We start from the raw sequence: 18,994 nt of genomic DNA, 5'->3' as shown, positions 1-18,994 counted from the left end.
ACATCCGAAACCGCACGCCGAGCGGCTCTGTCAGGCTGGCTCCACCACTACAACAACCACCGGCCCCACACCGCCCTGGGCAACCTCCCGCCCATCAACCGTTGCACCAACGTCTCCGGGCAGTACACCTAGCCCTTCCGGAACAGGCGGCCGAGCATGCCGCCGGCACCGCCGACCGTCCGCGCGGCCAGCTGCAGGATCGGGCCCCCCGGGATGCCGGGCACGGCCTGCACGATGGGGGCCAGCTGCAGCAGCCCGCCGACGTCGTGGACCTTCAGCCTGCGGCGGGCCACCGCGGGTACCGGGTTGATCCGGCCCGACGCCGCCTCGAGCAGCAGGTCCGCGGGCGCCTCCACGGCCGGCCCGGTGAAGGCGTCGGGGGCCACCCGGCGGACGGTCCAGCCGTCGGCCGCGGACGCGAATGCCCACCCACCCTCCGGCGTGGCCAGCGTGACGCCGCCGGAGATGGCCATCGACGCGGCCAGGGCGCCGGTCACGTCGGCGAGCGCGGCCAGGCCCGACTGCAGCACGTCCGGAGGCGGGGGAGCGGCCCCGCACGAGACCAGGTCCAGGCCGTGGACGGCGAGCTCGTACGCCTGACCCAGGACGACGCTCAGCAGCGGGATGCTCCCGACGACCGACACGGTGGGCGCGGTGTCGAGCTCGACGGGCTCCTTGGCCAGGTAGTCGGCGGTCGCGTCCCGGTTCCGCTGCAGCGCCGCCACGACCTCCTCGCGAGGGGCGTCCCGGTGGGCAGCGGTCACGCGGGCGTTGACGGCGTCCACGTCCGGGGGAGTGCCGGCCCCGCCGTCGCGCGCCGACGCGATCAGATCGGCGAGCGCGGTGTGGTCGTCCCAGCAGCCCAGGTGGACGCAGATCTCCTGCGCCCGCCAGCCGCGCAGCCGCGACGGCCGGCTCAGCTCGACCTGCTCCGCCTGCGCGAGGAACGCGTCCCACGCCCCCAGCACCATGCCGGCGATCTCGTCGCGACCGGCGTCGGCCATGCCCTGGTGTCGGTCCATCGGCGACCACTACCCGGCTCCGGCGACGGCAGGCGTGGAGACGGACGTGGCACGCGCCACGTCGTCCGGCAACCGATCTCCCTCCGAGGGGTGAGGCGCGGATCAAGCAGGGGTCCCGAACCGCCGATCGCAGGACCGTGACCGAAGCAGCGGCAGCCGAACGCCGCGCCACCCGTGCGCCCCTCGGCGCACCCACCCGGCCAGGACTCCTGCGCCGGGTGCTCTCCGCGGTGCGCGACGGTCTCTACCGCCCGCTGGCCGGGGACGACGACCGGGTGGCCTACTGGCTCGGCCACGTGCGCATCGGCGTGATCGTCAGCGAGGTCGCGTGCTGGTCGGTCGTCGGGTACGTGCTCCTCACCGGCAGCCCCGGGCGGCACTCCTTTGCCATCTTGGCCGCACTCGCGCTCGTCATCGTCGCCTGCCCGTGCATCCTCCTGCTCCCGTTGAGCGCGATGATGCGCGACTCCCGCGGTCCCACCTTGTTCTACGTCTGGAGCTTGGCCGAGACGGCCGTCGTGGTCCTCGTGACACGACTCGACGGGGGGTCGTCCAGTCCGCTGGACGCGCTGCTCTTCCTCGCGCTCACCTACGCCGCGGTGGCCTACTCCCCGTACGGCGTCGTGGCCATGGGCAGCGTCATGACCCTCAGCTACCTGTTCGTCGTCGAGCTTCCTGGCGTCACCACGGCCGGCCTGTTCTTCATGGTGATCATGGGTTCCTTCACCCTGATCTGTGCCATGGCCTCGGCAAATTCATGGGCCATCTACGACCGCCAGGTCCTGCTGATCCGCACGCAGGAGACGCTTGCCTCGACCGACCCGCTGACCGGCATCCCGAACCGACGGGCGTACATGGAGCGCGTCGCTGCGGCCGTGAACGCCGCCGCGTGGGGTCACCAGACGGTCGTCTGCCTGGTCGACCTGGACGGCTTCAAGGCCGTCAACGACGTCGGTGGCCACGCGGCCGGCGACTACATGCTGAAGTCGGTGGCCACGGCCCTGGGCGGCGCGGTGCGGGAGACCGACACCGTCGCCCGCCTCGGCGGTGACGAGTTCGCCGTCCTGGCCGACGTCTCGGTGACCTTCTCCGGCGAGATGCTCGCCGAGCGGGTCCGCCAGGCCGTCGCGGCGGTCGGCGCCGCCTCCGGTGTGACCGCCAGCGTCGGCGTCGCCGAGGTCCAGCCCGGGGACGACGTCGAGGACCTCATGCACCGTGCGGACGCCGCCATGTACCGCTCGAAGAGCGCCGGCGGCAACCGGGTCACCGCGCTCGCCTGCTGACCCGCCCGGCTCTTGCTGCGCCGGCGCCGGGGGCGCAACCTGGCGGCATGGCGCGCAGCGGCACCACCCTCGGCACGGTCATCCGCTGGGACGAGGACCGGCACGGCGCGGTCATCGAGGCCTCCGAGCTCCCCGGCGACTGCTGGGCGGACGCGTCGGTGGTCGAGCACAGCACCACGGGCGCCGGAACGCTGCGCGCCGGCCAGGTCGTCGAGGTCGACTGGACCGAGCCAGGGGACAACGGACGGCCGTTCCGGGCGGTGCGCGTGGTTCCGCGGGAGGACCTGCAGGCCACCGTCGGCGGATGACTCTTCGGCCCCGGGCCACCCCTCATATCCGCGTCCGTCACTCTGAGTGACGAGAACCGGGTGATGGTCACTCAACTGGAACGAGGCGCTGACCAGCGGTCACACCCCGGACGGCCGGTCTCGCGATGCCGCGCCGAGCCCGGTGGACTCATCGGCGTACCCCGTGGTATTGCGCCTGACCAGCAGTAAGACGCATCACAGGTCACCTTCAGTCACATTCGAACCAACTGTCCCAACCGGGCTGGCGCGATGGGGCACCTATCGTGCAGACTGTTCGCAGGAGCCCTGCTCCGTCACTGCCGAATACAGCGCGTCACCGAGTCGCTTGGTCCGTAGGGGAAGACGAGACCAGTCGAGTCGATGGAGGTGCCCCGTGCAGCGACGGTCAACCCAGGGTGTCGTCTTCGTGCACGCGTGCCCGAAGGCGCTCTGCCAGCATGTCGAGTGGGCGCTTGAACGCGTCGTCGGCGCGCCGGTCTCCCTGTCGTGGGACGAACAGCCCGCGGCGCACGGTTCCTACCGTGCCGAGGTGGCATGGACAGGTTCGCCGGGAACAGGCGCCAGGCTGGTCGCTGCCCTGCGCGCGTGGCCGATGCTGCGCTTCGAGGTCACCGAGGAAGCCAGCCACGGCAACGACGGCGAGCGCATGTCGTACGTGCCGGGTCACGGCGTCTTCCGCGCTCCCACCAGCGCCAATGGCGACATCATGATCAGCGAGCAGCAGCTGCGGCACCTGGCCGCGACCGCCGGCTCCGCCGAGGCCTTCCGCCACGGCGTGGACGAGCTCCTCGGTGCGGCCTGGGACGCCGACCTCGAGGTCTACCGCCACGCCGGCGACGGCAGCCCGGTCACCTGGCTCCACCAGGTGGTCTGAGCTCATCACGATCTGAACACGACACTCCGCGGCGACTCGCGGAGTCGTCGTAGCCTGGGACCGGTCGTTCGGGCGCCGTCGGGGAAGCGGCGCCCGGACGACCATTTCTCGTAGCGACGCACTGGAGCGGCCCCGCGCACGGCCCCGCCGCGAGCGTGCGAGCGGTGGGGGGCACGGGGCCCTTGCTCAGAGCGGGATGTTGCCGTGCGCTCCGCGGCCCGGCGGGGCGTCGGACAGCGCGTCCACCAGCCGGCGCCGGGTGTGCGACGGCTGCACGACATCATCGACGACGCCGATCTCCAGCGCGCGGTGCACGCCTCCGGCGATCCGCTCGTGCTCCTCGGCCAGGCGGGCGTGCAGCGCCTCGCGCTCCCCGGGCGGCACCGCGGCCAGCTTCCTGCGGTGCAGGATGCCGACGGCGGCCTTGGCACCCATGACCGCGACCTCGGCGCCGGGCCACGCGAAGACCTTCGTCGCCCCGAGCGACCGGGCGTTCATCGCGATGTACGCACCGCCGTAGGACTTGCGGGTCACCAGCGTCACGCGGGGGACCACCGCCTCGGCGAACGCGTGCAGCAGCTTGGCGCCCCGCCGCACGACGCCGTCCCACTCCTGGCCGACGCCGGGCAGGTAGCCGGGCACGTCGACCAGGACGACCAGCGGGATGCCGAAGGCGTCGCACATCCGCACGAAGCGGGCCGCCTTCTCGGCCGAGGCGGAGTCCAGGCAGCCGCCGAGCCGCAGCGGGTTGTTGGCGATGACGCCGACCGTCCGCCCCGACATCCGGCCGAGGGTCGTCACGACGTTGGGCGCGAACCGCGGATGCAGCTCCAGCCCCGGCCCGTCGAGCACCCCGACCACCAGCGGCTTGACGTCGTAGGCGCGGTTCCGCTGTTCGGGCAGCAGGGCGGCGAGGTCGACGTCCGGCTCGTCGCCGAGCGGCCGGAACGTCCCCTGGGCGGCGAGCAGGTCGACCGCCGTCCGGGCCGTCGCGAGGGCCGCCTCCTCGGAGTCGGTCACCACGTGGACGACGCCGCTGCGCCGGCCGTGGGTGTCCGGCCCGCCGAGGCTCTCCATGTCCACGTCCTCGCCGGTCACCGAGCGGACGACGTCCGGACCGGTGACGAAGACGCGCCCGGCCGGACCCATGATCACGAGGTCGGTGAGCGCCGGCCCGTAGGCGGCGCCGCCGGCGGCCGGTCCCAGGACGACGGAGATCTGCGGGATGCGCCCCGACGCGCGCACCATCGCGGCGAACACCTCGCCGACGGCGTGCAGGGCGGTGACCCCCTCGGCCAGGCGGGCGCCGCCGGAGTGCCAGATGCCGACGGCCGGCATCCGCTCGCGCAGCGCCGTGTCGATGGCGTCGACGATGTGCAGGCAGCCGTCGACCCCCATGGCGCCGCCCATGACTGTGGCGTCGGTGCAGTAGGCGATGGCCGGGGTGCCCTGCACGGTGCCCCGCGCCGCGAGGACGCCCGAGGTGTCGCGGCCGGTCAGCGGCTGCATCGTCCCGTCGTCGAAGAACCGGGCGAGACGGTCCTCAGGGTTCCGCGGGTCGAGGGCAGGCGGGGGCGGCGCGGCCGAGACCGTCGTCAACAAGGGCCTCCAAGGTCCTGATCGTCAGGCCGTGGTGAAGACCAGGGCGATGTTGTGGCCGCCGAAGCCGAAGGAGTCGTTGACGGCGGCGCTGATGCTGGCGCGACGCGGTTCGGTGCGGACGATGTCGAGCGCCTGCACGGCGGCGTCGTCGTCCGGGTCGTCGAGGTTCGCCGTGGCGGGGACGATCTGCTCGCGCAGCGCCAGGATCGTGAACACCGACTCCAGCGCCCCGGCGGCACCCAGCAGGTGGCCCGTCTGGCTCTTGGTGGCGCTCACCAGCACGTGCTCCCCGAGCGAGGAGCGGATGGCCGCGGCCTCCGCCGTGTCGCCGACCGGCGTCGACGTGGCGTGGGCGTTGACGTGGCCGATGTCGGCGGGGCTGAGGCCGGCGTCGCGCAGCGCCGCGGTGATGGCGCGCGCCGCGCCCTCGCCCTCGGGGTGCGGGGCCACCAGGTCGTAGCCGTCGGCGGTGCCGGCGGCACCGGCCAGCCGGGCGTGGATGCGGGCGCCGCGCGCTCGGGCGGCGTCGCCGCGCTCGAGCACGATGCATGCCGCGCCCTCGCCCAGCACGAAGCCGTCCCGGCCCTTGTCGAACGGGCGGGAGGCCCGCTCCGGCTCGTCGTTGCGGGTGGACATGGCGCGCATCGCTGCGAAGCCGGCCATGGGCAGCGGGTGGACGCAGGCCTCGGTGCCGCCGACGAGGACGACGTCCGCGCGGTCGAACCGCAGCAGGTCCAGGCCCCAGCGGATCGCCTCGGCGCCGGACGCGCACGCGCTCACCGGGGCGTGGACGCCGCCCTTCGCGCCGACCGCCAGCCCCACGGCCGCGGCCGGGCCGTTGGGCATGAGCATGGGGATGGTGAAGGGGGAGACCCGCTTGGGGCCCTTCTCCTCCAGCACGTCGTCCTGACCGAGGAGCGTGAGCGCGCCACCGATGCCGGTGCCGATGACGACCGCGATGCGCAGGGGGTCGATGCCCGCCTCGCCGGCGCCGGAGTCCCGCCAGGCCTCCTCGGCGGCGATCACCGCGACCTGCTGGCTGCGGTCGAGCCGGCGGGCGCGGACGCGGTCGATCTGGTTGACAGGGTCCGAGGCGAGCCGCGCGACGAGCTGGGCCGGGTACTCCTTGATCCAGTCGTCGGTGATCCGGCTGACCCCCGACGTGCCGGCGAGCAGGGCGTCCCAGGTCGTGGCGACGTCCCCGCCGAGAGGCGTGGTGGCGCCGAGACCGGTGACGACGACGTCGGTGTCGGACGGGCTCATGACGTTTCCTCCTGCAGTGGTGGCCGGGTGACCGGGGTAAGGCCCCCCTGCAGGGGCCCGCCGCGAGCGTGCGAGCGGTGGGGGGCAGGGGGGTCCTTCGTCAGCCCTGGTTCTTCTCGATGAAGCTGATCGCGTCGCCGACCGTCTTGATGTTGCCGAGCTCGTCGTCGGGGATGGCAACGCCGAACTTGTCCTCGACGGCGGTGGCGATCTCGACCATCGACAGGGAGTCGACGTCGAGGTCGTCGGTGAACGACTTCTCGGGGGTGGCGTCGGCAGGCGTGACGCCGGCGACCTCCTCCAGGATCTCGGCCAGACCGGACTGGATCTCCTGGGTGCTGCTCACGCGGGTCCTCTCTCTCGGATGGGGCGGGCGGGGCCCGCCGACGTCCGGGACCGGGTGTCCCGGAGGGTTGTGGGTATCACGGAAGGACCAGTACCTGCCCGGCGAAGGTCAGGCCGGCGCCGTAGCCGAGGACGAGCGCCAGGTCGCCGGACTTGGCCTCGCCGGACTCCATGAGCGCGGTGAGCGCCAGCGGGATCGAGGCCGCCGAGGTGTTGCCCGACTGCACGATGTCGCGGGCGACGACGGTGGTCTCCGGGAAGCCGAGCCGCTTGGTCATCGACTCGACGATGCGCAGATTGGCCTGGTGGGGGGCGAACACGTCGATGTCGGCCGGTCCGACGCCGGCCCTCTCCATCGCCTCGACCAGGGTCTCGGTGAGCTTCGTCGTCGCCCAGCGGTAGACCGCCTGACCCGCCATGGTCATCGTCGAGCTGCCGGCGGCGATCTCGATGGCGTTGTACTGGTCGCCGTCGCTGCCCCAGGCGACCGGGCCGATGCCGGGCTCGTCGGAGGCGCCGACCACGGCCGCGCCGGCGCCGTCGGCGAAGATCACCGCCGTCGTCCGGTCCTCCAGGTTGGTGACGTCGGTGAGCCGTTCGACCCCGACGACCAGCGCGTTGCGCGAGGAGCCGGCGCGGATGTTGTCACTCGCGACGCCGAGCGCGTAGCAGAAGCCGGCGCAGCCCGCGTTGAGGTCGAAGGAGCCGGGGCGCGGCACGCCCAGCCGGTGGGCGACCTGCGGGCCGATGCCCGGGATCGGCGCGCGGAGGCTGGCGCTGGCGACGATGACGAGGTCGATCTCGTCGGGCGCGAGGCCGCTGGCCGCGAGCGCCTTGCCGCCGGCGGCGACGGCCATCTCGACGAGCGTCTCGTCCTCGGACGCCCAGCGGCGTTCGGCGATGCCGACGCGGCTCTGGATCCACTCGTCGTTGGTGTCCATCATCTGGGCGAGGTCGTCGTTGGTGACCCGACGGCGGGGCCGGTAGGAGCCGAGGCCGAGAATGCGTGCCCCCGGGGCACCGGTCGGCAGCTGAATGGTCATGCGCTGACCTCCGGGTAGAGACGGGCGATCGGATCTCCGGCGTCGACGAGGTCGCCGTCGTGGACGAGCCACTCCGCCAGTACCCCGCCGTAGGCCGCCGAGACGTGGACATCCTCGCGACGGCTGCGGATCGAGCCGAGCCGGCTGCCCGCGGGCAGCGAGCTGCCTTCCGGGACGTCGACCGGGCTGACCGTGCCTCGCACGGGGGCGACGACGAGCCGCCAGCCGAAGCCGAGCTCGCTCACGCTGCGCCCCCGAGCAGCTCACGGGCGCGGTCGAGGTCGGCCGGGGTGCTCAGCGCGAGGATCTCGACACCGGCGCCCTTCCACTCGCGCTTGGCGAGCCCGGCCAGCGCCCCGGCCGGCGGCAGCTCGATCACGGCGGTGACGCCGAGGTCGCGCATCGTGGCGAGACAGGAGTCGAAGCGCACGGGGCTGGTGACCTGGCTGACCAGGCGGCGCACGACCTCGGCCCCGGAGTCGATCGCTGTGCCGTCGGCGTTGGAGAGCAGCCGCCGGCTGGGATCGGCCGGTGTCAGACCGTCCACCCGGCCCGCCAGTTCCTCGCGCGCCGAGGCCATGTAGTCGGTGTGGAAGGCACCGGCCACCGAGAGCGGCATGATCCGCGCCTTCGCCGGGGGGTCGGCCTTCAGCGCCTCCAGGCCCTCGAGCGCGCCGGCGGCCACGACCTGGCCGGCGCCGTTCATGTTGGCCGGGCTGAGGCCGAGCTTGTCGATCGCGGCCAGCACCTCCTCGGGGTCGCCCCCGAGGACGGCCGACATCCCGGTCGGCGTCTGCGCGCACGCGGCGGCCATCGCCCGGCCGCGGGCGGCGGTCAGCGCGATCGCCTCCTCGGCGGTCAGCACGCCGGCGAGGGCGGCGGCCGTGAGCTCTCCGACGCTGTGCCCGGTGATCACGACGTCGTCGCGCGGCGGTGCGCCGGGCTCCGGGAGGACGCCGAGCTCCCCGGCCACGAACAGGCTCATCGCGACGACGAGGGGCTGGGTGACCGCGGTGTCCTTGATCGCCTCGGCGTCGCCCGTGGTGCCCAGGGTCAGCAGGTCGGCGTCGGCGATGTCGCCGGCCCGGCGGAAGAAGGACTCCGCGCCCGGGAGATCGAGCCAGTCGGTGAGCATTCCGGGTTTCTGCGCACCCTGTCCGGGGGCGAGTACGGCCAGCACCCCTTCACCGTGCCAGTGATCATCGGTCGGCGGGCGGTCGAGCGGCACGAAAGCACACGGCTGATCTTTGTGAGAACCCTCCAAAGGCGGGCCCCCGTCACGGCTCGTTCACGCATTCCAGTGGTGGACTCCACACCGCACGACGGGCCGGAGCTGCTATGGCGCTCAGTGCCAGAGGGAGCGGTCGCGGTCGAGCTGGGCGAGGGCGAGCGCCACCTGCAGCGTCCAGCTGCCCCGGGGATCGGTGGCCGACAGCCCGGTCAGGTCGGCGGCCCGTTTCAGGCGGTACCGGACCGTGTTCGGGTGCACGAAGATGGCCCGCGCGCTGGCCTCCAGGTTGCCTCCGCTGTTGAGCACGGCGCGCACCGTCTCGAGCACCTCGCCCCCTGCCGCCGCCAGCGGTGCGGCGACCCGGTCGTGCAGCGCGGCGCGGGCCAGCGGGTCGCCGTTCAGCGCGCGCTCGGCCAGCAGTGCGTCCGCCGCCACCGGGCGGGGGGCTTCCGGCCAGGCACGGGCGGCACGCAGCCCGGCCAGCGCGACGGCCGCCGACTCGCCCGCCCGGCCCAGCCCGTCGACGACCGGCCCGGTCACCACCGGGCCGTCGCCGAACTCGTCGCTGACCCGCTCGGCCACGCCCTCGAGGTCGTCGTGCCGCCCGAGCACGACGACCAGCTGCTCGGCGTGCACGCCGACGAGCACCTCGGTGGACAGCGAGCGCGCCGTCCGCCGGACCGCCGCGTGCGGGTCGTCCACCCCGGACGGCGTCGCACCCACCACGACCACCACCGGGGTGTTCGTGGCCCAGCCGAGGGCGGCGGCCCGCCCGGACAGCTCCTCGGACCGCTCGCCGCGGACGAGGGCGTCGACGACCAGCGCCTCCAGGCGCGCGTCCCAGGCGCCGCGGTTCTCCGCGAAGCTCGCGTAGATGTGCGCGGTGGCGAAGGCGACCTCGCGGCTGAACTGGAGGACGGCGAGGTGCAGCGCGTCCTCGTCGCCGGGCTCCGCCACCGTGCGCACGTGGTCCTCCAGCACGTCGACGGTGACCCGGATCAGGTCGACGGTCTGCTTCAGGGCGACCACCCGGACAAGCTCTCGAGGCGCGGCACCGAACACGTCCCCGGTCAGGGTCGGCGGGCGCCCGGGGTTGCGGCACCAGTCGACCAGCGAGGCGATGCCGGCCTGCGCGACGAGGGTGACCCAGGAGCGCCGGTCGGCCGGCATGGCGCGGAACCAGGACAGCTCGTCGTCCATCCGGGCCACGGCCTGGGTGGCCAGCGACCCCGACGAGCGCTCCAGCCGCCGCAGCGTGGCCTCGGTCGGCGGGCGGTGACTCACCCGGCTCCTCACGCCGTCAGCGTGTCACGCGAACCGGCGTCGGGGAGAGTGGTGCGGTGAACGTTCCCCCGGACGGCGACGCCACCCTCATCCGGAGGCGGGCGGCGGGTGCGGTCCCGGCGGCGGTGATCAGCGCTGCGTCCTGCCTGGTGCTCCTGGCCCTGCTCGGCGCCGGGGTGCGGGCCGGCTTCGGTCCGCAGCTTCGCCTGGACGCCACCGTCAGCGAGGCGCTCTACGTCGGCGACGACCGTGCCGGCGGGTTCGGCGCGCTGCTGGAGGTGCTCACCGCCCCGGGCTCGTGGTGGTTCCGCGCCCTGGTCTTCCTCCCCGTGCTCGTGCTGCTGCTGCGCCGGCGGCTCTGGTGGACGGCGGGGTGGATGGCGGCCGCGGTGGTGCTCGTCGGCCCGCTGACGACGCTGCTCAAGGAGTACTTCGGCCGCGTGCGCCCCGAGTTCGCCGAGGGCGGCGCGCGCCTGGACTCGTTGAGCTACCCGAGCGGGCATGCGTCCGGGATCGCGACGCTGGTGTCCGTCGGGCTCATCCTCGCCTGGCCGCTCCTGGCCGCCCGCGCGCGGCACTGGGCCCTGGCCGGCGGGGTGCTGCTCGTCCTGCTCGTCGGACTCACCCGGATGTGGCTCGGCGTCCACTTCCTGTCCGACGTCATCGGCGGCTGGTCGCTCGGGGTCGCCTGGTCGCTGGTCACCGCCCTGGTGTTCGGTGCCTTCGCCGAGGGCCGGGCAGCGCTGCGGCCGACGTCGTGACGGGGCTGGAGCAACGCGTCGTCCTGGCGCCGGACGACGGATCCCTCGGCCCGCTGCTGCGGATCGCCGACGACCGGCTCGATCCGGGGGCCGGTTACGGGCGGCACGAGCACCGGGCCGTGGACGTCGTCGCCGTCGTCCTCGGCGGGTCGCTGCACCACCGGTGGGACGGCGACGTGCCCCTGGCCGCCGGTGACGTCGCCGTGCTGCGCGCGGGCACGGGGCTGGACCACGACGAGGTGGCCGGGGACGACGGAGCGCGGGTGCTGCAGTGCTACCTGCGCAGTGCCGAGCCGGCCGCCGCGCCCCGGCACGAGGTGCACCGCGCGGCCTCGGGCTGGCTCGACCTCGGCCGCCCGGACGCGCGGCTGTGGCTGGGTCGCATCGGGCCGGGGGACGCCGTCCCGGCCGGCCTGCTGGTGCTGCGCGGCGCCGACCGCGTGCTGGTCGAGCAGCAGCCCGGCCGCGAGGTCCAGGACCCGGGGCTGGCCCTGGTCTGGCAGCTGGAGACCGCCCGGCCGGCCTGGGCGGACTGACCGGCACGATCGGTCAGGAATCGAGAAGCGCCGGGTCGAGGCTCGTCCCTAGCCTTGTCGCGACAGGTCGGCGACCGCGCCGGACCTCCGATCGCCGAAGGGAGCGGGACATGCCCACGAAGAACACGACCCGGGAGTCCGCCGGCTTCACCGCCGAGGAGCGAGCCGCGATGAAGGAGCGCGCCGCCGAGCTCCGCGCCGAGGGGAAGAAGGGCGCCAAGAAGGCCGATGGCCTGACGGCCGTCCTGGACGCGATCGCGGCGATGGCACCGGAGGACCGTGCGCTCGCCGAGCGGGTGCACGTGGCGGTGACCGCGACCGCCCCCGAGCTGTCGCCGAAGACCTGGTACGGCATGCCTGCGTACGCCGACGCCGACGGCAAGGTCGTCGTCTTCTTCCAGGATGCGGGCAAGTTCAAGGCCAGGTACTCGACTCTCGGTTTCAACGACGCGGCGACGCTCGACGACGGCGACTTCTGGCCGACGTCCTTCGCGCTCAGGGGTTGGAGCCCCGAGGTGGAGAAGAAGGTCGTCGGGCTGGTGGCAGCCGCCATCTCCTGACCCGTGCCGACCCGGCGGCGAGCGGGCCCGGTCGGTCGTGCGTCAGAGTGGGGGGATGCCGACCAGCGCCGCCGATCTGCTCTCCGCCGCCTACAACGACGCCGACCGGACGATCGACCTGCGCCGCCGCCTGCACCGGCACCCCGAGGTAGGGCTGCACCTGCCGCGCACCCAGGAGCTGGTGCTGGAGGCCCTCGCCGACCTGCCGGTCGACGTGACGACGGGGAAGTCGACCACCTCGGTGGTCGGCGTCCTGCGCGGCGCCCGGCCCGGCCCCACCTACCTGCTGCGCGCCGACATGGACGCGCTGCAGGTGCACGAGGACACCGGGCTGCCCTTCGCGTCCGAGGTGCCCGGCGCCATGCACGCCTGCGGGCACGACACCCACGTGGCGATGCTGCTCGGCGCGGCCCGGCTGCTGGCCGAGCGCCGCGACGACCTCACCGGCCAGGTCGTGTTCATGCTCCAGCCGGGCGAGGAGGGGCTGCACGGCGCCCGCTACATGCTCGAGGAAGGCCTGCTCGAGGTCGTGCCGGAGGCCCCGGTCAGCGGCGCGTTCGCCATGCACACGATCTCGAACATGGTCAGCGGCAGCGTCAACGTGCGGCCCGGGCCGATGATGGCGGCGGCCGACCAGTGGCGGATGACGGTCCGCGGTCGCGGCGGCCATGCGTCCATGCCGCACAGCGCCGCCGACCCTGTTCCCGTGGCGGCCGAGATCGTCCTCGCCCTGCAGTCGATGGTCACCCGCCGCGTCGACGTCTTCGACCCGGCCGTGGTGACCGTGGCCCACATCGAGGCCGGCTCGCGCGACAACGTCATCCCCGACTCGGTGTTCCTCGAGGGGACGATCCGCACGCTGTCGCCCGAACGACGGCGCGACGTCGTGGACGCCGTCCAGCGGGTGGCCACCCACGTCGCAGCGGCGCACGAGATGACGCTGGAGTGGGAGCACATCGCGGGCTATCCCGTGACCGTGAACGACGCAGGGGTGGCCGCGCAGGTGCTCGAGACGGCGGCCGAGCTGCTGGGGGAGCGGGCCACCGCGCTGATGCCGGCGCCGGTCATGGGGGCCGAGGACTTCTCCTACGTACTGCAGCGGGTGCCAGGTGCGATGGCGTTCCTGGGCGCGTGCCCACCCGGCCTCGAGCCGGGGAGCGCGCCGGCGAACCACTCCAACCTCGTGGTCTTCGACGAGGAGCCGCTGCCGGCGGGGGTCGCGTTGTACGCCCAGATGGCGCTGCGGGCGCTCGCCTGAGCAGGACGGCGTCCTCCCGCTAGGCGCAGGCCCGTCGGACCAGGAGCGTGTCGCAGACGCGGGACTCGACGTCGTCGTCGCCGTCCTCGATCCGGCGCAGCAGCAGGTCGACCATGAGCGCGGTCATGTCGCCCAGCGGCTGGGCCACCGTGGTGAGCGGGGGGTCGCAGGTCTGCGCCGGCACCGCGAGGCGCGCTGAGCCGGACGACGCGGATCAGACCAGCGCGACGACGTCGTCCGCGCAGCCCCAGGACAGGGTGACGCCCGATCCGCCGTGCCCGTAGCAGGCGATCACCGGGCGGCCGTCGACCAGCGTCCGGTCCAACCGCACGGTGGGGCGGGCCGGCCGCAGGCCGACGGCCCGGGACAGCACCGGCGCCCCGCGCAGCTCGGGCACCAGCGAGCAGGCGCGCTCGAGGATCGCCCGCTCCACCTCGGGGTCGGGCTCGCGGCCGGTCGCCCCCGCGACGGCGGTGCCGCCGACCACGACGTCGTCCCCGCGCGGCACGACGTAGGTGAGGCCGGCGGGGTTGTCCTCGTCCAGGAGCCAGCCGGGAAGCCCGGGATCGGCCAGCCGCACGACCTGGCCCTGCACCGGCACGCCGGTGTCGTCGTCCAGGAGCGGACCGGACCGGAGCCCCGCGGCGACGACCAGCACGTCACCGGGGACGGCGGAGAGCCGGTCGACCTGCGTGGTCACCACCTCCACCCCGGCGGACCGGCAGGCGGCGAGCAGCCAGGTCAGGTAGCGCCGCATGTCGACGACCGGCAGCGTGCACCGGGTGCCGGCCGGAGCTCCGGCGGGGAGCTCGTCGGGCGTCGCGGGGCGGTGCCCGACCACGGCCTCGCCCCACCACAGATCCGGTTCGGGCGTGCGGTGCACGACGGTGCCGGGCAGGAGGCGGACGCCGGTCGCCTCGTCGTCCGCCAGGTCCGTGAGGACGGTGAGCGTCCGGGCGCCCCAGCGCAGGACGGACTCGGCCGGGAACGCGCGGTACGGGAACCAGAGCGCGGCCGCGACCGCCGACGTCGTGTCGGCGACCGCGTCCGCGGCGCGCACCTCGACGGTGTGCCCGGCCCGCGCCAGTTGCAGCGCGCAGGTCAGGCCGACGACCCCGCCGCCGACGACGGTGACCCGGGCGGACCGGCCACCGTCGTCAGCCACGGCTAGGTCGCGGGGCTGTCGTCGGACCGCTCCTCCGCCGGCGCGGCCCGCACGTCACGGACCTGGTACTTCTCGACCGCCTGGCTGACGACCGAGCGGTCGACGTGACCCCAGTCGGCGAGCGACGCCAGCGTGCGGACGACGATCGACTCGGCGTCCACGTGGAAGTACCGGCGCAGGGCCGGACGGGTGTCGGAGAGCCCGAACCCGTCGGTGCCGAGGGACTGCATCCCGTGCGGGGCGTACGGCGCGATCAGGTCGGGGACGGCGCGCATCCAGTCCGACACGGCGATGACCGGCCCCTGCGCCTCCTGCAACCGGGAGGTGACGAAGGGCACCTGCGGCTCCTCCTCCGGGTGCAGGAGGTTGTGCTCGGCGACCTCGTCGGCCTGCCGGCGCAGCTGGCCCCAGGACGTCACCGACCACACGTCGGCCGAGACGTTCCAGTCGTTCGCCAGCAGCTCCTGGGCGCGCATCGCCCACGGCACCGCGACCCCGGACCCCAGGATCTGCGCCTTCGGGCCATCGAGCTCCGGCCCCTCGGCGTAGCGGTACATGCCCGCGAGCAGGCCCTTCACGTCGAGGTCCTCCGGCTCGGCCGGCTGGCTGATCGGCTCGTTGTAGACGGTCAGGTAGTACATGACGTCGGGGGAGCGGTGCCCGCCCAGCGGGCCGCCGTGGTCCTCGCCGTACATGCGGACCAGCGCGTCCTTGGTGATGTGGGCGACCTCGTAGGAGAACGCGGGGTCGTAGGACACGACCGCGGGGTTGGTGTGCGCCAGTAGCAGCGAGTGCCCGTCCTCGTGCTGGAGGCCCTCCCCGTTCAGCGTCGTCCGCCCGGCGGTGGCGCCGAGGACGAAGCCCCGGGTCATCTGGTCCGCCGCTGCCCAGAACCCGTCGCCGGTCCGCTGGAACCCGAACATCGAGTAGAAGATGTAGATCGGGATCATCGGCTCGCCGTGGGTGGCGTAGGAGCTGCCGACGGCGGTGAACGAGGCCGTGGAGCCGGCCTCGTTGATGCCCTCGTGCAGGATCACGCCCGACGTGGACTCCTTGTAGGCCAGCATCAGCTCCCGGTCGACGGAGGTGTAGCGCTGTCCCGCCGGGTTGTAGATCTTGTGCGACGAGAAGAGGGCGTCCAGGCCGAAGGTGCGGGCCTCGTCGGGGATGATCGGCACGAAGCGCGGGCCGAGCTCCTTGTCCTTGAGCAGCTCCTTGAGCAGGCGGACGAACGCCATCGTCGTCGCCACCTCCTGCTTGCCGGAGCCCTTCTTGAGGATGTCCAGCGCCTTGTCGTCCGGTGCCTTGAGCTGCTTGAACTCCGACCGCCGGCGTGGGACGGCGCCCCCGAGCTGCCGGCGCCGCTCGAGCATGTACTCGAGCTCGTCGGAACCGGGCTCCGGCTTGTAGTAGGGCGGCAGGGTCTTGTCCAGCGCCTCGTCCGGGATGTCCAGGTAGAGCCGGTCGCGGAAGAGCTTGAGATCCTCGGCGGTCAGCTTCTTCATCTGGTGCGTGGAGTTGCGGCCCTCGAAGTGGCTGCCCAGCGTCCAGCCCTTGATGGTCTTGGCGAGGATGACCGTCGGCTGGCCCTTGTGCTCCTGGGCCGCCTTGAACGCCGCGTAGACCTTGCGGTAGTCGTGGCCGCCGCGGGACAGCCCCCAGATCTCCTTGTCGCTCATGCCCTCGACGAGCTTGCGCGTGCGCGGGTCGCGGCCGAAGAAGTGCTCGCGGACGAAGGCGCCGTCCTCGGCCTTGTAGGTCTGGTAGTCGCCGTCCGGCGTCTGGTTCATGAGGTTGACCAGGGCGCCGTCGCGGTCGGCGGCCAGCAGGGCGTCCCACTCGCGGCCCCAGATCACCTTGATCACGTTCCAGCCGGCGCCGCGGAAGAACGACTCCAGCTCCTGGATGACCTTGCCGTTGCCGCGCACCGGGCCGTCGAGGCGCTGCAGGTTGCAGTTGACGACGAAGGTGAGGTTGTCCAGCTCCTCGCGCGCGGCCAGACCGATCGCGCCGAGCGACTCGGGCTCGTCCATCTCGCCGTCGCCGAGGAAGGCCCAGACGTGCTGGTCGGAGGTGTCCTTGATGCCGCGGCCGTGCAGGTAGCGGTTGAACCGCGCCTGGTAGATGGCGTTGAGCGGGCCCAGGCCCATCGAGACGGTGGGGAACTCCCAGAAATCGGGCATGAGGCGCGGGTGCGGGTAGGAGGACAGGCCCCCGCCGGGGTGGCTGACCTCCTGGCGGAACCCGTCGAGCTGCTGCTCGGTCAGCCGGCCCTCGAGGAACGCGCGCGCGTAGATGCCGGGGGAGGCGTGCCCCTGGAACCAGATCTGATCGCCGCCGCCGGGGTGGTCCTTGCCCCGGAAGAAGTGGTTGAACCCGACCTCGTACAGCGAGGCGGAGCTCGCGTAGGAGGAGATGTGCCCACCGACGGCGATCCCGGGCCGCTGCGCCCGGTGCACCATGATCGCGGCGTTCCACCGGATGTAGGCGCGGATGCGTCGCTCGACGTCCTCGTTGCCGGGGAACCACGGCTCTCGCTGCGGCGGGATCGTGTTGATGTAGTCGGTGCTGCGCAGCGACGGCACGCCGACCTGCTGCTCCCGGCTGCGCTCGAGCAGCCGCAGCATCAGGTAGCGGGCGCGCTCGCGGCCCGCGTGCCCGACGACGGCATCGAGGGAGTCCAGCCACTCCTGCGTCTCGTCGGGGTCGATGTCCGGAAGCTGGCTCGGCAACCCGTCGGTGATGACCGCGCGGGGGGCGGCTGGTTCGCGGGCGGGGTCGCCGTCCGTCTGCTGCGGTGCGCTCATGTCTCCATCGTCTCCCGTCGGGGTCACCGGCGTCACGCCTACCGGCCGGTTGTGTGCCGAGTCGTGCGTGCTCGCCCGATCGTCCTCCCACCAGGCGTTGTCCGCCGCACGCGGCTTGCGTCCGGCCCGCCATGCCCTACGCTTCCGCCAGCGGTCGCTCGCTGGAACGGGCTCCGCACCGCACGCCCTGCCGCCACGGCCTGGCGGCGGCTGCCGGCAAGGACGAGAGGGGTGACATGACCAGGCTGCGGGGAGCGCTCCCGCCGGTCGTGTCCGTCCTGAGCCACGTGATCCCGGCAGACGACGCGGATCCGGCACTGTGACGCGTCCGCGCGCATTCGGCGCCCCGACAGGGCACCATCCAACCGACGGCCGGTCAGCAGCAGGCCAACCCACGGAGGAGCAGCAGGGATGAGCGTCGACAGCGCCGGCATGGCGGCCCGGCTGGGCATCAAGCCGGGCATGGTCGTGCAGGAGCTCGGCTGGGACGAGGACGCCGACGAGGACCTGCGCGACGCGATCATCGAGGTGTCCGGCGGCGAGATGGTCGACGAGGACACCGACGAGGTGGCCGACGTCGTGATCCTCTGGTGGCGGGAGGACGACGGCGACCTGTTCGACGCCCTCACCGACGCGATCACCTCCCTCGCCGACGACGGCGTGGTGTGGCTGCTGGTCCCGAAGTCCGGTCGCCCCGGGCACGTGGAGCCCGGTGACGTCACCGAGGTGGCCCCGACCGCGGGCCTCTCGCAGACGAGCAGCATCTCCGCGGCCAAGGACTGGTCCGGCATCCGCCTGGTGACCCCCAAGGCGGCCCGCTCCCGCCGCTGAGGCACGATCGGGGCATGACGATCTCCGTCGGCGACAGCGCCCCCGAGTTCAGCCTCCCCGACCAGGACAAGCAGGTCGTGTCCCTCGCGGAGCTGCGCGGTACCCCTGTTCTGCTGGTCTTCTACCCCTTCGCCTTCTCCGGTCTGTGCACCGGCGAGCTGTGCCAGCTGCGCGACGAGCTGGCCGAGTACACCGACGCCGGGGTGAGGGTGCTGGCGATCAGCACCGACCCTGTGTTCAGCCTCAAGGCCTTCCGCGAGAAGGAGGGCTTCGAGTTCCCGCTGCTGAGCGACTTCTGGCCGCACGGGGCGACCGCCCAGGCCTACGGCGCCTTCAACGAGAAGGCGGGCATGGCCCTGCGTGCGACGTTCCTGGTCGACGCGGAGGGGAAGGTCGCCTTCGCCGAGGTCAACTCGCCCGGTGACGTGCGCGAGCAGTCCGGTTGGAAGCAGGCGGTGTCCGAACTGGACGACGAGGCCGCCGCCTGAGCCTGGTCGGGACCGGGCTCGGGGCACATACCCTGAGCCCGCCGGGCGCGTAGCTCAGCGGTAGAGCTCTCGCCTTACAAGCGAGCGGTCGCAGGTTCGAACCCTGCCGCGCCCACCTGTGCCCCCGCTGACCGCCGCGATGCGCATCGCGGCGGTCATGGACGCCCGCGAAACCGCCACCATCCGCATCGCGGTGGGAATCAACGACCTCGACGCTCGGCGCGAGTGCTCGGTGGCAACGCTGTCGCCATCAGGCGGGGATGGCGGCGCCGGAGCCTTCGCGGCTCCAAGTGGCGGTTCCTGCACGAGCCGGCGGTGGTCTCCGGCGTCCGC

At 73.2% G+C, this 18,994-nt stretch carries 21 protein-coding genes and 1 tRNA gene; 11 read left to right on the top strand and 11 right to left on the bottom strand.

Annotation, left to right across the window (positions count from 1 at the left end; translation table 11 throughout):
- Positions 1-132 (top strand): integrase core domain-containing protein (locus E4P40_RS08550; RefSeq protein WP_167762154.1); only part of this gene is annotated, 132 nt, incomplete at its 5' end.
- Here the strand turns inward: E4P40_RS08550 and E4P40_RS08545 are convergent.
- A complete protein-coding gene (locus E4P40_RS08545) occupies positions 129-1,022 on the bottom strand; it encodes a maleylpyruvate isomerase N-terminal domain-containing protein (protein ID WP_135158267.1) in 894 nt (297 codons plus the stop codon). The genes E4P40_RS08550 and E4P40_RS08545 overlap by 4 nt on opposite strands.
- 137 nt (positions 1,023-1,159) lie before the next feature.
- On the opposite strand from E4P40_RS08545, the gene E4P40_RS08540 reads away from it, so the two are divergent.
- The 3 genes from E4P40_RS08540 to E4P40_RS08530 all read left to right on the top strand — a co-directional run bounded on the left by E4P40_RS08540 (position 1,160) and on the right by E4P40_RS08530 (position 3,487).
- Entirely contained in the window at positions 1,160-2,305 is a 1,146-nt protein-coding gene (locus E4P40_RS08540) for a GGDEF domain-containing protein (RefSeq protein WP_135158268.1), read from the top strand.
- 47 nt (positions 2,306-2,352) lie between these two features.
- Positions 2,353-2,613, top strand: coding sequence for a hypothetical protein (locus E4P40_RS08535; protein ID WP_135158269.1), 261 nt, complete (start codon positions 2,353-2,355; stop codon positions 2,611-2,613).
- Between the two features lie 373 nt (positions 2,614-2,986).
- Positions 2,987-3,487, top strand: coding sequence for a DUF3145 domain-containing protein (locus E4P40_RS08530; RefSeq protein ID WP_135158270.1), 501 nt, complete (start codon positions 2,987-2,989; stop codon positions 3,485-3,487).
- A 186-nt stretch (positions 3,488-3,673) separates the two neighbouring features.
- Here E4P40_RS08530 and E4P40_RS08525 read toward each other — a convergent pair whose 3' ends face one another.
- The 7 genes from E4P40_RS08525 to E4P40_RS08500 all read right to left on the bottom strand — a co-directional run bounded on the left by E4P40_RS08525 (position 3,674) and on the right by E4P40_RS08500 (position 10,255).
- Positions 3,674-5,086, bottom strand: a complete 1,413-nt coding sequence (locus E4P40_RS08525) for a carboxyl transferase domain-containing protein (protein WP_245160208.1) — start codon at positions 5,084-5,086, stop codon at positions 3,674-3,676.
- Between the two features lie 24 nt (positions 5,087-5,110).
- The gene (locus E4P40_RS08520) at positions 5,111-6,352 is read right to left on the bottom strand and encodes a beta-ketoacyl-[acyl-carrier-protein] synthase family protein (protein ID WP_135158271.1); all 1,242 of its coding nucleotides are present in this window, start codon (positions 6,350-6,352) and stop codon (positions 5,111-5,113) included.
- A gap of 100 nt (positions 6,353-6,452) precedes the next feature.
- Positions 6,453-6,698 carry an acyl carrier protein gene (locus tag E4P40_RS08515; protein ID WP_029339635.1) on the bottom strand — a complete coding sequence of 82 codons (246 nt, stop codon included), beginning with the start codon at positions 6,696-6,698 and terminating at the stop codon, positions 6,453-6,455.
- 76 nt (positions 6,699-6,774) lie between these two features.
- Entirely contained in the window at positions 6,775-7,740 is a 966-nt protein-coding gene (locus tag E4P40_RS08510) for a beta-ketoacyl-ACP synthase III (protein ID WP_135158272.1), read from the bottom strand.
- Positions 7,737-7,985, bottom strand: coding sequence for a biotin/lipoyl-binding protein (locus tag E4P40_RS28000; RefSeq protein WP_167762155.1), 249 nt, complete (start codon positions 7,983-7,985; stop codon positions 7,737-7,739). The genes E4P40_RS08510 and E4P40_RS28000 overlap by 4 nt, the downstream gene beginning before the upstream one ends.
- The gene (locus E4P40_RS08505) at positions 7,982-8,875 is read right to left on the bottom strand and encodes an ACP S-malonyltransferase (protein WP_245160209.1); all 894 of its coding nucleotides are present in this window, start codon (positions 8,873-8,875) and stop codon (positions 7,982-7,984) included. The genes E4P40_RS28000 and E4P40_RS08505 overlap by 4 nt, the downstream gene beginning before the upstream one ends.
- Positions 8,876-9,085: 210 nt before the next feature.
- A complete protein-coding gene (locus E4P40_RS08500) occupies positions 9,086-10,255 on the bottom strand; it encodes a helix-turn-helix domain-containing protein (protein WP_245160210.1) in 1,170 nt (389 codons plus the stop codon).
- Positions 10,256-10,311: 56 nt separating this feature from the next.
- Between E4P40_RS08500 and E4P40_RS08495 the strand changes: the two genes are divergently transcribed.
- The 4 genes from E4P40_RS08495 to E4P40_RS08480 all read left to right on the top strand — a co-directional run bounded on the left by E4P40_RS08495 (position 10,312) and on the right by E4P40_RS08480 (position 13,370).
- Positions 10,312-11,016 carry a phosphatase PAP2 family protein gene (locus tag E4P40_RS08495; protein WP_245160211.1) on the top strand — a complete coding sequence of 235 codons (705 nt, stop codon included), beginning with the start codon at positions 10,312-10,314 and terminating at the stop codon, positions 11,014-11,016.
- Positions 11,013-11,552 (top strand): pirin family protein, encoded by a 540-nt coding sequence (locus E4P40_RS08490; protein WP_135158274.1) that lies wholly within the window; start codon positions 11,013-11,015, stop codon positions 11,550-11,552. Before E4P40_RS08495 ends, E4P40_RS08490 begins: the two co-directional genes overlap by 4 nt.
- A gap of 110 nt (positions 11,553-11,662) precedes the next feature.
- A complete protein-coding gene (locus E4P40_RS08485) occupies positions 11,663-12,112 on the top strand; it encodes a hypothetical protein (RefSeq protein ID WP_135158275.1) in 450 nt (149 codons plus the stop codon).
- Positions 12,113-12,167: 55 nt separating this feature from the next.
- Entirely contained in the window at positions 12,168-13,370 is a 1,203-nt protein-coding gene (locus E4P40_RS08480; RefSeq protein WP_135158276.1) for a M20 family metallopeptidase, read from the top strand.
- 19 nt (positions 13,371-13,389) lie between these two features.
- On the opposite strand, the gene E4P40_RS08475 is transcribed toward E4P40_RS08480, so the two are convergent.
- The 3 genes from E4P40_RS08475 to aceE are packed head-to-tail and all read right to left on the bottom strand — an operon-like array spanning position 13,390 to position 17,342.
- Entirely contained in the window at positions 13,390-13,554 is a 165-nt protein-coding gene (locus E4P40_RS08475; protein ID WP_135158277.1) for a substrate-binding domain-containing protein, read from the bottom strand.
- Positions 13,555-13,584: 30 nt separating this feature from the next.
- Positions 13,585-14,535: an FAD-dependent oxidoreductase gene (locus E4P40_RS08470; RefSeq protein ID WP_135158278.1), complete on the bottom strand. Its 951-nt coding sequence runs from the start codon at positions 14,533-14,535 to the stop codon at positions 13,585-13,587.
- A 2-nt stretch (positions 14,536-14,537) separates the two neighbouring features.
- Positions 14,538-17,342, bottom strand: coding sequence for a pyruvate dehydrogenase (acetyl-transferring), homodimeric type (gene aceE / locus E4P40_RS08465; RefSeq protein WP_135158279.1), 2,805 nt, complete (start codon positions 17,340-17,342; stop codon positions 14,538-14,540).
- A gap of 411 nt (positions 17,343-17,753) precedes the next feature.
- Here aceE and E4P40_RS08460 point away from each other — a divergent pair, with 411 nt between their 5' ends.
- The 3 genes from E4P40_RS08460 (at position 17,754) to E4P40_RS08450 (ending at position 18,776) form a co-directional block, all read left to right on the top strand.
- The gene (locus E4P40_RS08460) at positions 17,754-18,173 is read left to right on the top strand and encodes a DUF3052 domain-containing protein (RefSeq protein ID WP_135158280.1); all 420 of its coding nucleotides are present in this window, start codon (positions 17,754-17,756) and stop codon (positions 18,171-18,173) included.
- 14 nt (positions 18,174-18,187) lie between these two features.
- Complete coding sequence (locus E4P40_RS08455) at positions 18,188-18,661, top strand: peroxiredoxin (protein WP_135158281.1); 474 nt, start codon at positions 18,188-18,190, stop codon at positions 18,659-18,661.
- Between the two features lie 43 nt (positions 18,662-18,704).
- A tRNA-Val gene (locus tag E4P40_RS08450) sits at positions 18,705-18,776 on the top strand.
- The last annotated feature ends 218 nt before the right edge of the window (positions 18,777-18,994 follow it).

Source organism: Blastococcus sp. CT_GayMR20 (assembly GCF_004570345.1).
Note: the sequence above shows the minus strand (reverse complement) of the source record. Positions and strands in the feature narration are given on the sequence as shown.